Origin of the sequence: Wolbachia endosymbiont (group B) of Longitarsus flavicornis (assembly GCF_964028135.1) — a bacterium.
GTDB lineage: Bacteria > Pseudomonadota > Alphaproteobacteria > Rickettsiales > Anaplasmataceae > Wolbachia.
The window spans coordinates 1,629,539-1,643,080 of the sequence record NZ_OZ034758.1 but is presented as its reverse complement, the minus strand read 5'-3'; the positions used below and the strand labels follow the sequence as shown (position 1 = coordinate 1,643,080).

The 13,542-nt window shown below is 34.9% G+C and carries 13 protein-coding genes and 3 tRNA genes; 10 read left to right on the top strand and 6 right to left on the bottom strand.

Translation table 11 applies throughout. The features are described from left to right. Positions 1-2: 2 nt before the first annotated feature. Positions 3-818: a YihY/virulence factor BrkB family protein gene (locus ABWU45_RS07845; RefSeq protein WP_264682477.1), complete on the bottom strand. Its 816-nt coding sequence runs from the start codon at positions 816-818 to the stop codon at positions 3-5. 128 nt (positions 819-946) lie between these two features. Between ABWU45_RS07845 and ABWU45_RS07840 the strand changes: the two genes are divergently transcribed. The 3 genes from ABWU45_RS07840 to ABWU45_RS07830 all read left to right on the top strand — a co-directional run bounded on the left by ABWU45_RS07840 (position 947) and on the right by ABWU45_RS07830 (position 2,257). Continuing rightward, on the top strand, positions 947-1,300 hold the full coding sequence (locus ABWU45_RS07840; protein ID WP_214303143.1) for a TrbC/VirB2 family protein: 354 nt from the start codon (positions 947-949) through the stop codon (positions 1,298-1,300). A 228-nt stretch (positions 1,301-1,528) separates the two neighbouring features. Further along, complete coding sequence (locus ABWU45_RS07835) at positions 1,529-1,813, top strand: transposase (protein ID WP_353278401.1); 285 nt, start codon at positions 1,529-1,531, stop codon at positions 1,811-1,813. Positions 1,814-1,981: 168 nt separating this feature from the next. Further along, positions 1,982-2,257, top strand: coding sequence for a transposase (locus tag ABWU45_RS07830; protein ID WP_353278403.1), 276 nt, complete (start codon positions 1,982-1,984; stop codon positions 2,255-2,257). An 808-nt stretch (positions 2,258-3,065) separates the two neighbouring features. On the opposite strand, the gene ABWU45_RS07825 is transcribed toward ABWU45_RS07830, so the two are convergent. The 3 genes from ABWU45_RS07825 to mnmE form a co-directional block, all read right to left on the bottom strand. Beyond that, a complete protein-coding gene (locus ABWU45_RS07825) occupies positions 3,066-4,070 on the bottom strand; it encodes an NAD(P)/FAD-dependent oxidoreductase (RefSeq protein ID WP_353278444.1) in 1,005 nt (334 codons plus the stop codon). 170 nt (positions 4,071-4,240) lie between these two features. Further along, positions 4,241-4,325, bottom strand: a tRNA-Ser gene (locus tag ABWU45_RS07820). 47 nt (positions 4,326-4,372) lie between these two features. Beyond that, a complete protein-coding gene (gene mnmE, locus ABWU45_RS07815) occupies positions 4,373-5,701 on the bottom strand; it encodes a tRNA uridine-5-carboxymethylaminomethyl(34) synthesis GTPase MnmE (RefSeq protein WP_353278442.1) in 1,329 nt (442 codons plus the stop codon). A 189-nt stretch (positions 5,702-5,890) separates the two neighbouring features. Between mnmE and nuoI the strand changes: the two genes are divergently transcribed. The 3 genes from nuoI (at position 5,891) to infC (ending at position 8,991) form a co-directional block, all read left to right on the top strand. Next, positions 5,891-6,373, top strand: a complete 483-nt coding sequence (gene nuoI / locus ABWU45_RS07810; protein WP_012481971.1) for an NADH-quinone oxidoreductase subunit NuoI — start codon at positions 5,891-5,893, stop codon at positions 6,371-6,373. A gap of 185 nt (positions 6,374-6,558) precedes the next feature. Next, on the top strand, positions 6,559-8,460 hold the full coding sequence (thrS, locus tag ABWU45_RS07805; RefSeq protein ID WP_353278440.1) for a threonine--tRNA ligase: 1,902 nt from the start codon (positions 6,559-6,561) through the stop codon (positions 8,458-8,460). A 12-nt stretch (positions 8,461-8,472) separates the two neighbouring features. After that, on the top strand, positions 8,473-8,991 hold the full coding sequence (gene infC, locus ABWU45_RS07800) for a translation initiation factor IF-3 (protein ID WP_341810923.1): 519 nt from the start codon (positions 8,473-8,475) through the stop codon (positions 8,989-8,991). Positions 8,992-9,013: 22 nt separating this feature from the next. Here the strand turns inward: infC and nuoF are convergent, their stop codons facing one another. Next, the gene (gene nuoF, locus ABWU45_RS07795) at positions 9,014-10,267 is read right to left on the bottom strand and encodes an NADH-quinone oxidoreductase subunit NuoF (RefSeq protein ID WP_064085745.1); all 1,254 of its coding nucleotides are present in this window, start codon (positions 10,265-10,267) and stop codon (positions 9,014-9,016) included. A 17-nt stretch (positions 10,268-10,284) separates the two neighbouring features. Next, positions 10,285-10,357: transfer RNA gene (locus tag ABWU45_RS07790), tRNA-Lys, on the bottom strand. Between the two features lie 299 nt (positions 10,358-10,656). Between ABWU45_RS07790 and ABWU45_RS07785 the strand changes: the two genes are divergently transcribed. The 4 genes from ABWU45_RS07785 to ABWU45_RS07770 all read left to right on the top strand — a co-directional run bounded on the left by ABWU45_RS07785 (position 10,657) and on the right by ABWU45_RS07770 (position 13,539). Beyond that, a tRNA-Ala gene (locus ABWU45_RS07785) sits at positions 10,657-10,732 on the top strand. Between the two features lie 168 nt (positions 10,733-10,900). Beyond that, entirely contained in the window at positions 10,901-12,364 is a 1,464-nt protein-coding gene (locus ABWU45_RS07780) for an MgtE intracellular N domain protein (protein ID WP_353278438.1), read from the top strand. A 41-nt stretch (positions 12,365-12,405) separates the two neighbouring features. After that, positions 12,406-12,840, top strand: a complete 435-nt coding sequence (locus ABWU45_RS07775) for a hypothetical protein (RefSeq protein ID WP_353278437.1) — start codon at positions 12,406-12,408, stop codon at positions 12,838-12,840. Positions 12,841-13,071: 231 nt separating this feature from the next. Continuing rightward, positions 13,072-13,539: a hypothetical protein gene (locus ABWU45_RS07770; RefSeq protein WP_353278435.1), complete on the top strand. Its 468-nt coding sequence runs from the start codon at positions 13,072-13,074 to the stop codon at positions 13,537-13,539. Positions 13,540-13,542: the final 3 nt, after the last annotated feature.

Genomic DNA, 13,542 nt, shown 5'->3' with positions numbered 1-13,542 from the left:
CCTTAGCAAGATCTATTGAAATATTTTAGCTGAAAATTAAATTTTGCTCCATATATAAAAATTAAACTTAGCACATAAAAAAATAGTAACGATACTACCACACCACCTAAGCTTCCATATATCAAATTCAGTTGGTCAAAGGAAGCTTTTAAATATTGCTTGAAAGCTGAAGCAGAGATCGTCCAAAGAATAACAGCCACACAAGATCCGGGAAATACGTCTGATAAGTTTTGTTTTATGTTTGGCAATGTGAAATATAGCCAAGATACTATAGTAAAAAGCACAAACTCAATAAGTAAATATCTAGTATAACTTAGCCCTTGGTAAGAAAAATCAATTAACATTGGCACTAATGTAAAAAATACTATAGTCAGAGTTGTAACAAGCGTAATTACTAAAAATTGTAATATACTGAGCACCCTTCTCCATATATAAGGCGATGAAACCGGAACTTTATAGGCCTTATTCAATATCGTTCTAAATCCTTCAATTGTCGATGAGGCAGTCCAAACAGCGCCTACAATTGCCAAGGTTAATAAGCTTTGCGGAGGGCCTGATATTATCTCCCTAATACGTGGCATCAAAGATGATAAAATATCCTGTGGCATGTTATCAATAATAAATGCCCAGCCGACATTGTATTGATCTAAGAAATTTGCGAACGTTGATGCCATGGCTATTAAAACAATAAGAAAAGGAAATATTGATAACAGGATTAAAAATGATAGATACCCTGCATGCTCCACTCCATCATTATAAATTGTGTCAATTAAAGCACGATAAAGGCAATAAACGATACTATAAAATTTCTGTAGCACTTGTAATATAAATAAACTAAGAAAAGTATTCTAAATGAAATAAAGCATACTTTTAAGCAAAAAATCCTCACCGTTTACTTAAATTTAATCAAAATGATAGATAATCCAGCGTTAAATACGGAGGCATAATGAAAAATTTTCTTCTACTTGTAGCTTTAATTCTTTCCTTTGCATTTGATAATGCTTTTGCTGCTGCTGTTACTGATGATGCAACAACCAATACAATATGCAAAATAGTAGGCTATACTCACGGTATAGGCGGGCCTATGATTACAATAGTGATAATAGGTGCAGCTTTGCTTGCGATATTTGGCAGAATGCCGTGGCCGGCGCTCTTTGCACTCGGTGCATTTACTGCTGTGTTTTTTGGTGCACCTGTAGTTGTTTCAAAAATAGTACCAGGTGGTGTGATCTGTAAAGATGGTGCAACTGCTTGCCCTGATGGTAAAAGATGGGATGCAACAAAAAATACATGCGTATAATAAGCATTAAAGCTTCAAAACATTAGCAAATGGTGCTTCTTAAAGAAGCACCATGACTGTACGAACTTGTGACTTAAGCCACCATAAAGGTGTTATTCGAGTAGTCCCTCCCTTGTCATCCCAGTGCGTGACACTGGGATGGCTTTGTTGCATCACTCAAGTAAAAAGAGCTAGCAGTTACTGACAAAATTCACTATAAGACAAGCATTTAACCTACGAAAGAAAAATATGTCACAAAAAATGAGAGTCAGTAACTGCCATGAATATAACAAATTTCTCCAAGAGAGGGGAAATATTTTTCATTTTATTAATGAAGCAATTGAGAATTGGTACGAAAAAGGTCCAAAAATGGCTGGTGGCAACTATATTTATAGCGATAAAGTTGTGATTTTAGTGCATATAGTCGCTAATCTCTTTAGAATTGGCTTAAGACAAACGGTAGGGTTTATAGAAGGGTATTTGCAGCAAATAGGAAAAAATTTGCAGCTATTCACAAGCTTCAAGGAGGTTTAGAAAACTCAATATTAAGATCAGTGACTGTAGAGTTAACAAAAATGATACGGAAGGTATTGAAATTGCCATAGATAGTACAAGTATCAGTATTTATAATAATACCCCTGGTCACAGTAAGGAAAATAGCGAAAGTATCGCAGTTATAAACAGGTAAGAAAGCTGCATGTAATGCTGGAGATAGGTAGCAAAAAAGTCATAGCTGCAAAATATAGTAGAGGAGTTTATTCTGATCATTACGGAGCCTGTGATCTTATTGAAAGAGTTGAAGCTCAATATAATATAAGCACACTGTATGGAGATAGAGCATATAACCGAAAGAAATTATATAAATTGTGCAATGAACTTGGGATAAAGACAAAAATTCCTCTGCAAAATAATGCAGTAGAGCATCCAAAGTTAGACTATATGGCAGAGAGAAATGCTGCAATTAGACTAATAAAGTAATATGATAAAGATAATATAAAGATGTGGAAAAGGCAAATAAACTAGGGAAAAAGATCTTATATAGAAAGTTTTTTCTCGCGACTGAAACAAATATTCGGATTTAATTTTCGTAACAAATCTGAGGTTAATCGTGAAAAGGAACTGCTACTCAAGTGTTATTTGCTTAACAAATTTACTGATTTTGGTATGGCTAAATTTGAAATAGTTACATGAATTTGTCGTAAACCACCACTACATGAAGTGTTATGCAACAAAGCCCACTGGGATCCAGGAAATTTGATTGGATATTAAGTTTATGAGCATAGAAGCAGTTAATTTTATGTTAAAACACAACATTTTTGATGAGGCTGTATTAAGAGATGGATCCCAGCGTCAGCTACTTGAATGACACCATTTGCTACGCAATTTACTTTCAAAAATGAATGCTCGTACAGCCGTGTGTCAGCTACTTACATAACACCTCTCGAAAATTACTTTAGCTACAAATATTAAAAAATTTACCAAGCAAAAAAAAGCAAAAAAGTCCCCGTGTAACGATTTTTAATAATTTAAATTGATAATGTGCTAACAAGCGTGATTTGGCTTAATGTAGAAAAAATTTAAAAAGCCGCTATAATTTTTATGTAATTTGCCAATAAATATTTGAGTTTTTTACTGATTTTTTGATTGAGCCTGCAGGTCAAAAATAAGGATAAATACTCTTATTATCATGGCAAGGGAGTTGGGGGAATTTGTAAAGTAATCTTTTTCGTTTGTATTCCCTTATGCTTGAGATAACTGCATGCAGGTTCATGGATCTCTTTACTCTTTAATTTCGATGAATTCCCTTTGAAGTTGAATATTGAAAATTAACTGGAGAATTGTGAATTACTTTGTATATGTGATAACAAGCCATGGCGCTCTCAGCAAAGCCATTTAGTATCAATTTTAGTTTGCCTGGATAAGTAGCTATATCTCCGATTGCATATATTCTATCTCTACTGGTTCTAAGTGTAACTGGGTTGACAGTTATGCGGCCATGTTCTAACTCTATACCCCAACTGTTTATTGGTCCAAGATTCATTGACAATCCAAAAAATGGCAGCAAAAAATCAGCGGATATTTCTTTTTCTTCCTTAGAGGCAATGTTTTTTACTATCACTGCGCTCAATTGCCCATCACCTCCTGCTAGTTTGTGTAATTGATATGGCACTACCAGTTCTATCTTTCCATTATTTTCAAGTGATTCTAATTTATTTCTAGTTTCAGGAGTGCAGCGAAATTCCTTTCTTCTATGTATCACATAAATTTTCTTTGCAACTTTAGAAAGTTCTACAGTCCAATCAGCTGCAGAATCCCCCCCCCCTGCAATGACTATAGTTTTGTCCTGAAAATCAGAAATTTTATTTACATTATAAAATACAGATTTATTTTCATATTCTAATATACCACTTAAGGGTGGACGGTTAGGTTCAAACATTCCGTTACCTGCAGCAATGATAACGGCTTTGCATTTTACCTCTGTACCTATGTTCGTTATGATAGTAAAGTTTTCACCTTCGTTATTTGAAATCTTTTCCACTTTTTGACTTAAATGGTAAACAGGCTCAAACGGTGAAGCTTGCTCCATTAGTCGCTCAATTAATTTTTGGGCAGTAATTACAGGATAACCAGGTATATCATATATTGGCTTTTCTGAGTAAAGAGCTGTGCATTGTCCTCCTGCTTGATCCAAAACATCTATTACATGACATCTCATATCAAGCATTCCCGCTTGAAAAGGAGTGAATATTCCAACAGGCCCTGCACCTATTATTACGATATCGGTTTCCATATTCAGATGGTGATCTATTTATAGATATTAGCTTTCTTTGCTAACAAGGTCAATTTACAAAGGGATGTATTTTTAAAAGATGTGGCTAGATTAGATAAGATTTACAGCGTTACGAACCATCTAAATAAGCTCTAAAAATTAACTAACATTTTAAATCTGAGAAGTAAGTGCGGACGGAATGGGATTCGAACCCATGGTACGTTTCCGTACGTCAGTTTTCAAGACTGGTGCCTTAAACCGCTCGGCCATCCGTCCACCTCTTTTTTACCACAATATTTAATTTCAAGCAATCTATAAAAATCTTACTTGCCTACACAAAAGCTACTAAACACACTATCCAATATTTCCTCAACATTAATAATTCCAATTACTGCACCAAGTTCAAATGCAGCAAGCCTCAAGTCTTCAGATATCAACTCAATTGGATTATCGATATTAAAACGCTGTAAATGTTCCAGTGCTTTCTGCATGTAATTCCTATGTCTTTGCCGAGTAATCACAGGAGTGTCTCTATCATGCCCAAATTTTTCCTTTGCCTTCTCTTTTATGAGAGAGATCAATTTGTTTGTACCTATTCCCTTTAGAATAGAAATGGGTAAAAGATCTATGCCATTAATTTTTATATTGTGATTATTGATAACATCGTCAGCTTTGCTCAATACATAAATAGTATCGCTATTTACAACGGTGCAATTGATATTATGACGCTGTTCAAAAGGAAATAGTTCTATTCTTAAATCAGCTTCAAAAGACCTTTTTTTCGCTCGACTTATACCTTCTGATTCTATTGGATCTGAACTCTCACGAATTCCAGCAGTATCAGAGAGAATGATTGGGTATCCGCCAATGTCAATATGAGCTTCAAGTATATCTCTTGTTGTGCCTGCATATTCAGAAACAATAGCAATATCACGCTTGGCTAAGAAATTAAACAGAGTTGATTTACCGACATTTGGTTCACCAGTTATTACAATATGTAAACCCTCACGCAACCTTTCGCCCCGTCTATTATCATTTAAATGCTCTTGTATCAACTGCACAAGAGATTGCACTTCATTACTAATTTTTTCCAATTCATTTTTTTTTGCCCAAATATCTTCTGGAAAGTCTATATATGCTTCGATTTTGGATTGTATCGTTATCAATCTTTGCCTCCAATTGCTGTATAGTCTCTCCAATTCTCCTGATATCTGCTTAATCGCTTGTTTAGCTTGCATTTTCGTTTCAGCATCAATTAAGTCTGCAATTCCTTCTATTTGCGTTAAGTCAAATTTACCATTTAGAAAAGCCCTAAGTGAGAATTCTCCAGGCCTGGCCATAACGAAAATTCTTGATAATTCCTCCAAGATGATTTTTATGACGGCCTTGCTTCCATGCACTTGTAACTCTATAACATCCTCGCCAGTGAAACTGTTTGGAGCAGGGAAATAGATGATTATTCCATTATCTATCAATTGATTGGAATCATCATATAGATCAACTAAAGTAGCAAATCTTGGTTTAATTTTTTTCTTAATATGAAAATGATTTAAAGCTTTAAGGGCGTAGTTGCCTGAAATTCTGATTACTGCAACTCCTGACTTACCAAATACGGTCGACAAAGCAAAAATAGTTTCATTTGTGTTTGTCATTATTTATATAAACTACTTAGCAATTTAAAATACTTAATCTAAAAAATTTTTGCTTATATTACTTATTCATATTAATGCAGTATTAGTAAATATATTGTATAGAAAAACTACAAAAGTCATCCAGATGAAAATATTTATTTTGAAAACTGATAATATGATTTATAATGACTGACACAAGTTTTAAATATTATGCTCAAGAAATTAGCTTGGTATTGGTCTTCTGTAGAGTTAATTAAAGGGTTTGTTATTACATTAAAATATATGTTCAAACCAAAGGTTACTTTGAGGTATCCTATGGAGAAGGGCCCTTTAAGTCCAAGGTTTCGTGGTGAGCATGCGCTGCGTAGGTATCCAAATGGTGAAGAACGATGCATAGCTTGTAAGTTATGCGAAGTTATCTGCCCTGCTCAAGCAATAGTTATTGAAGCAGAGGAAAGAGAAGACGGTAGTCGCCGCACCACACGCTATGATATTGATATGACAAAATGCATATATTGCGGACTTTGCCAAGAGGCATGTCCAGTTGATGCAATTGTGGAGGGTCCTAACTTTGAATTTGCTACTGAAACAAGAGAGGAGCTAATGTACAATAAAGAAAAGCTATTGCGTAATGGTGAAGTTTGGGAAGAAGCAATTGCACTCAGGTTAAAAAAGAATAGGCCGTATTATTAACTAGGTATGTCAACAATTAAAATTTCTTACAGCAAGTATGTAATAGATCTCTTGTACAACTGTTATTTAACTAAAAGATCAGCAGCTCACCTTTTGGTGTCATTCCAGCGCGTGACGCTGGAATCTAGAAAAGAAAGAAACATGGATCCCAGTGTCAAGCACTGGGATGATAAAAGGTCTAATGAATGATAAAAGTTACCTTTTTAGCCGAACAAAAAGTAAAAGAATACAGTGGTAGAGTCACTGGCTTTGATATATTACAACCGGATGCTTTGAGAGAAGCAATTGCCTTTAAGGTAAATGGTGAGTTGTATGATCTCTCACGTGAAATTGAATCTGATACAGAGATAGAGGTAATACAACTGAGTGACGAAGCGGGTTTAGATATAATAAGGCATGATGCTGCTCATATAATGGCGCAGGCAGTAAAAGAGCTCTTTCCTAATACTCAGATTACTATCGGGCCAACAATTCAAGATGGTTTCTACTATGATTTTGCTACAGATCGTGCCTTTACCACGGACGATCTTACTGCAATAGAAAAAAAAATGAAGGAAATTATAAAAAGTAACCACAGATTCGTCCGAGAAGTTTGGACTCGTAAGCAGGCAATTGATTTCTTTAGTGATATAGGTGAAAGATACAAGGTTGATATTGTCTCATCAATACCAGAAAACGAAAACCTAACTGTTTATAAACAAGGCAACTTTGTAGACCTATGTCGTGGTCCGCACTCACCATCAACTGGCAGAGTTAAAGCGTTTAAACTTATGAAAGTAGCAGGTGCATACTGGCGTGGCGATTCTAAGGGCCCAATGTTGCAAAGAATATATGGCACCGCGTGGAGAAATAAGGATGAATTAAATACTTATCTTAAACGTCTGGAGGAAGCAGAAAAACGTGACCACCGCAAAATTGCTAAGGATATGGACTTATTTCACATTCAAGAGGAAGCTGTTGGGCAGATTTTTTGGCATGAACAGGGATATACTTTATATAATGTTCTTGAGTCTTACATCAGAAAAAAGTTAATGAACAATAGCTACTTTGAGGTAAAAACACCTATTTTAGTAAGCAAAGAGCTGTGGGAAAAATCGGGACATTGGGATAAGTTTCGTGAAAATATGTTCATTATTGATGGATCTGAAAGTAAAAAGCTAGCAATAAAACCCATGAATTGCCCTTGTCATGTGCAGATTTTTAATTCTCACACCAGAAGCTATCGTGATTTACCGATACGTATGGCAGAGTTTGGCACATGCCATAGAAATGAAAGCTCAGGCTCATTGCATGGAATGATGCGAGTGCGTGGTTTTACGCAAGACGATGCACATATTTTTTGTATGGAAAAACAAGTGAATTCTGAAACTGTAAAGTTTTGTGACCTTTTAAAAGAAGTATATTCAGAACTTGGGTTCAATGAAATTTCTGTGAAATTTTCAGACCGTCCAGATACTAGATCAGGTAATGATGAAGTGTGGGATAGAGCTGAAAGAGCACTGCTTGAAGCAGTTAAAGAAGCAGGGCTTAGTTATGAACTTAATCCTGGTGAAGGTGCATTTTATGGTCCAAAGTTAGAGTTTGTTTTGAAAGATGCAATAGGTAGAAATTGGCAATGTGGAACGTTGCAAGTTGATTTTATTTTACCGGAGCGGCTTGGAGCTTTTTATATAGGAGCAGACGGGCACAAGCATCACCCTGTCATGTTACATAGGGCAATTCTTGGAACTTTTGAGCGTTTTATTGGAATTTTAATAGAAAATTATGCAGGAAAATTTCCAGTTTGGCTTGCTCCAACACAGCTTGCTATTCTGACCATTACAAATGAGGCTGATGGTTATGCTAAAGAAATCAGCAACGTTTTAAAAGAACAAGGTGTGAGAATCAAAACTGATTTGACCAATGAAAAAATTAGCTATAAGATACGTTTGCATAGTTCAAGTAAGGTACCTATATTATGGATCATGGGCAAAAATGAAGTTACAAATAAAACTGTGTCAGTGAGAAATTTAGGATCGGAAAAACAGGAGTCTTTTTCTTTGGAGAATGCTACTGAATTGCTGTTAAAAATTATTAATTTGAATTAATGGAGCTAAAATTTGCAAGTCAAAAAGAACAATAAAAACAGAATTAATGAACTCATCACAGCTAAGGAGGTACGCTTAGTTGATCATAGTGGTGAAATGGTCGGAATTGTTCCAATAGAACAAGCTTTGGAAGTTGCACAAAGTGTTAATTTAGACTTGGTAGAAATCGCACCTGATTCAACTCCTCCAGTATGTAAGATACTGGACTATAGCAAACAAAAGTATGATATAAAAAAGAAGGCAAGTGAAGCAAAAAAGAAACAAAAAACATTAACTATAAAAGAAATTAAACTGGGTCCTAATATTGGTGATCACGACTACGAAACAAAATTGCGTCAAGCAAGGGATTTTCTTGTGCATGGACATAGAATTAAAGTCACAATGAGATTTAGAGGTAGAGAGCTTATAAATACTGAGGTTGGACTGGAAAAATTAGAACGGCTAATTAGAGACGCTGAAGATATTGCAAAAGTAGAATTAGCACCTAAAAGGGAAGGAAATCAATATTTTCTAACTCTGGTTGCTAAGTAGTAAAACGACTTAAAAGTGTAAGTTAAGTTACTGCCCTATCTTCAATTACATGACGAAAATGTCTGATTAGCCCTTGCACTGGCCAAGCTGCAGCATCGCCAAGCGCACAAATTGTATGTCCTTCTATTTGAGTTGTAAGGTCAAGTAGCTTATCTACTTCACCAGGTTTAATATTTCCTGCTACCATTCTTCTCATAATTCTCCACATCCATCCAGTACCTTCACGACATGGTGTACATTGCCCACAGGACTCATGCATATAGAAATGTGATAATCTTTCTATTGCAGCTATTATGTCAGTTGATTTATCCATCACTATTACAGCAGCAGTACCAAGCCCTGATTGTACAGCTCTCAATGAATCAAAATCCATTTCAATAGTATCGCATATAGATTTTGGAATTAATGGTACTGAAGACCCACCAGGTATTACAGCAAGTAAGTTATCCCAACCTCCTCGCACTCCACCTGCATATTTTTCAATTAATTCACGTAGTGAAATTCCTAGCTCTTCTTCAACATTACATGGATTATTTACATGCCCTGAAATACAAAAGACCTTAGTGCCAGTATTATTTGGTTTACCAAGAGATGCAAACCACTCTCCTCCGCGATTTAGGATATCTGGAACCATAGATATAGTTTCAACGTTGTTTATTGTAGTGGGGCAGCCAAAAAGTCCAACACCTGCGGGAAATGGAGGTTTCATGCGAGGAAAGCCCTTTTTTCCTTCAATGGATTCGAGTTGAGCTGTTTCTTCCCCACATATGTAAGCTCCTGCACCCCTATGGATAAACACATCAAGATCATAACCTGACTTGCAGGCATTTTTTCCAATTAAGTTTTCTTTATAGGCTTCCTCAAGTGCTTTTTTTAGAACTAAATGTTCATTATAAAATTCACCCCTGATATAAATATACGCAGCTGATGCGCTGATCGCTCTGCCAGCCAGAAGAATTCCCTCAAGTAGCTTGTGTGGCTCATATCGTAATATGTTTCTGTCTTTACATGTACCAGGTTCTGACTCATCTGCATTGACTACTAAATATGCTTTTGGAGGATTTTTAGGCATAAAGCTCCACTTAAGGCCAGTAGAAAATCCTGCACCCCCTCGACCTCTCAAGCCAGATTTCTTTACTTCATCAATGATTTTTTCTGATCCTAAATCCAGTAATTCCTTTGTTTTTTGCCAACTACCACGTTTTTTTGCACCCTCAAGTAGTGGTGTTTCTTTACCATTTAAGTTTGTGAATATTTTGTCCTGTTCTTTTAGCATGCTTTTAAGATTCTAAGTGATCCCGACGCGATTCGAACGCGTGACCCACTGATTAAAAGTCAGTTGCTCTACCGGCTGAGCTACGGGATCATTTTATTTTTCAGCTATACTAAACAGTAATATAGTTTTTATCCATTTTAATCAAACTAAAATTTTCATGTATGGTTAAATAAATTATATAATGTACTGTATTAGTGATAATTTAATTAAAAATTTTTGAAGGAAAACTTCTTGTTAATTCAAAGATTCATTTGGTAAAGCTGACGTACAACTCTAAAAAGATAGAGAATTATACATAAATGCAGAATTTGTGCACTATTTAGCAATAGCCTCACAAATAAATATTTCTTGCATTTCAGCCTGAGTGATTTATGCTTTAAGCAAAAGTTGGGGGCATAGCTCAGCTGGTAGAGCATCTGTTTTGCACGCAGAAGGTCAGCGGTTCGATCCCGCTTGCCTCCACCAATATAGGTTTCAACATACCATAAAGCCAGCCTATCTATTCTATCGGGGTTTTATACTAATTCTCTAGTGATATTTGTTATTATGACTCCAATACATGCTAATTTAATTATAAATTAATCAGTAAATGCTATAATAGCTATAATTAAATTAATTAGATAATACTTATGAGTGGAAAAAAAACATGTCTTTAAGATGGTACCTGGACAGCAATTTTCATGCGGATCTAGTGGATATGAAACGTATTCTAACATTGAAGATCCTCAATCTATGAAAAAAGTCAAGCTTATATCGCTAAGCAAAGAAGACGATACGCTAGAATTATCTATAAAATTCTGTAGCGATTTTCTTGATAGATTCGGAATGTATTGCGTAGAAGAAAAACAAAACAGATATATTCGAGATGATCAACCTGGTTATTATAAGAACAGTAATTCATTTGCATATGACAATGATAGATTAGTTAAACTATCATTAAATTGGGGCATAAGAGATAAAACTGGTTATCATGATTTTGTAGGTGAAGAATTGAAGTACAAATATTTAACATGGGAGGAATCAGGTCTTGGTGACGATAAATATTATTTTTCAGATAAGGAAGGAAACATAATCGATTCACCTGACAACAAGATATTACAATACAGTATGCCACACCATGATACAGCAAAGGTGATAGAAGATATAACATCGTCTAAGATACCAAAGAGTGTACTAATATCAAGTGAGTTCGCCAAAACTTTTTTTAAGAACTTAACAGGAAATCAGTTAGAGACTCTTGCCGATATTCTTAATAATGAAAAATTACAGATTTTAGCAAAGAGCTTAACAAATAAACAACTACAGGTTTTAGCAGAGAACTTAACAGATGGACAATTTCTAGCTTTAGTGGATCGTTTAACCAATCATCAATTACAAGCCCTTACTCACACATTGGATTCAAAAAAGTTAGGAATAATAGTCCCCTTATTAAATGAGAATCAGGTTAAGAACTTAGTAAAAGACTTTAACCTAGATCAAGTAAAACAAATTTTCCCTCACCTTAAAATGGATCAGTTCGAGATAGCGATCAAGACAATGAGTGATGACCAGTTTGTAGAACTAATAAAAAATGCAAATGAGAAAATGATAAACACTATTTTGGACGACGCGTTGAGAAATAAACTTCCAATCTTAGTAAAAACTTTAGAAGAAGATACATTACATAATTTAATTAATAAGTTAGACCACAAGAAACTTGAAATAGTAGCTCGAGAGTTAACTGATGATTCTGATAAGATTCAGATGGTTGTTAAGTCTTTAGCTAACAACCCAGAAAAACTTAAAGCTTTTGCTCTTAGTATGTCTAATGAGCAGTTTAAAGAACTTTTGGATAATTTAGGTGCAGAAGAGCTGAAAGATATTATTCACAAGTTGCCTCATGAGAAAGTCCTATCCGTGATTGGTGATCTTGGCAGTAAAGATCAGTCCAATGCTATCATTGATGAATTAAAAGGGAAACTTGACGAGCAGAGTAAACATAACGAGGAAATCAAGGAGATGCTCAAGCAAATCAAGGACGATATGCCAGGCATTGCAGAAGCTCCAGATTTTACAATAGTAGAAAACAATAACGATTCAATGCTACTTGTATGGTAGCAATTTATGAAAATCAATTTTTTTATAGTAGGTAACTTATTATGAGTAAAAACAATGTAGAATTATATTTTAATGAAAAGATTTCAGACCAAGAGAAATTAATGGAACTTAAGGTCCCGAGTTTTGAAAAACTAGATTTTGTAAAACCAAGGATAAATTCAATACAAATTGATAATAAAGACAAAAATGCTGATACTAAGAAGTTAGATTTTGATATAACTAAGCCACTGGACAAAATACCTTTAAACCAAATGAAGCCAACAAACGTAGGTATAACATACCTTAAAAAGGTTTATGATGGCTTGATAGAAAGTATTGATAATCATAACAAAAATTTAAACAGTCAAATTACAGATAGCATAGTGAATCCACTGTTAACAACTATAACAAATATAGGGCAAAATACAACTAAAATAAACGCTCAACTTCAAACTCTTAAAAAGGATCTTCAGGGATTTCGTGATGATCAACTATAACAAATATAGGGCAAAATACAACTAAAATAAACGCTCAACTTCAAACTCTTAAAAAGGATCTTCAGGGATTTCGTGATGATCAGCCAGGCATTGCAGAAGCTTCCATATTCCCTCATGCTACTGGCGAAGAGAACGGGTTGCTTTAATAAAAAAGGTAATAGCCTGATATCAGACTGTTACTCTTTTCGCATGCTATTTAGATGTAGCTGAGTTAATTTTATAGGAGTTAACATGAGTAACAACAGTAAACAAGAAAGCGAAAATAACTTTGAAGCAATAAACCAAATGAGCGATTTCAACTTTAAAAAAATAGACGATATAGAAGTTGCAGTTAAGCCCACAAACTTTGAGGACGTTAAAAACAAGATTGCATCGATTTATTACGTCAATCAAGTTATGGATAAGTTAGTCTGCGATTTAAACGAGAAGTTTGTTTCGGGCTTGCGTGTCTCAATTATGGACAACATAGCACAACTTCGAGGAGAGTCTCTTGATATGAGTAAAGCATTGGCTAATGGTTTATCTCATTTGAATAAGTTAATTCACCAGGATGGATTTATTGATAATAATAAAGAATATAGAACATGGGCAGAAGAACTTGATCACCTAAGGGGAGAAGTTGAAGGATTAAAAGCAGCAATAATTGACCATAATAACGTAGAATGGGAAGCACCAACTCACTCTGATATATTGTGGTAGTTA

Coding starts and splice junctions, on each gene's coding strand:
- mnmE (WP_353278442.1), bottom strand. CDS start 5,701: ATGACAAACACAAATGAAACTATTTTTGCTTTGTCGACCGTATTTGGT.
- ABWU45_RS07840 (WP_214303143.1), top strand. CDS start 947: ATGAAAAATTTTCTTCTACTTGTAGCTTTAATTCTTTCCTTTGCATTT.
- ABWU45_RS07770 (WP_353278435.1), top strand. CDS start 13,072: ATGAGTAACAACAGTAAACAAGAAAGCGAAAATAACTTTGAAGCAATA.
- ABWU45_RS07775 (WP_353278437.1), top strand. CDS start 12,406: ATGAGTAAAAACAATGTAGAATTATATTTTAATGAAAAGATTTCAGAC.
- ABWU45_RS07830 (WP_353278403.1), top strand. CDS start 1,982: ATGCTGGAGATAGGTAGCAAAAAAGTCATAGCTGCAAAATATAGTAGA.
- nuoI (WP_012481971.1), top strand. CDS start 5,891: ATGCTCAAGAAATTAGCTTGGTATTGGTCTTCTGTAGAGTTAATTAAA.
- ABWU45_RS07825 (WP_353278444.1), bottom strand. CDS start 4,070: ATGGAAACCGATATCGTAATAATAGGTGCAGGGCCTGTTGGAATATTC.
- ABWU45_RS07835 (WP_353278401.1), top strand. CDS start 1,529: ATGTCACAAAAAATGAGAGTCAGTAACTGCCATGAATATAACAAATTT.
- nuoF (WP_064085745.1), bottom strand. CDS start 10,267: ATGCTAAAAGAACAGGACAAAATATTCACAAACTTAAATGGTAAAGAA.
- thrS (WP_353278440.1), top strand. CDS start 6,559: ATGATAAAAGTTACCTTTTTAGCCGAACAAAAAGTAAAAGAATACAGT.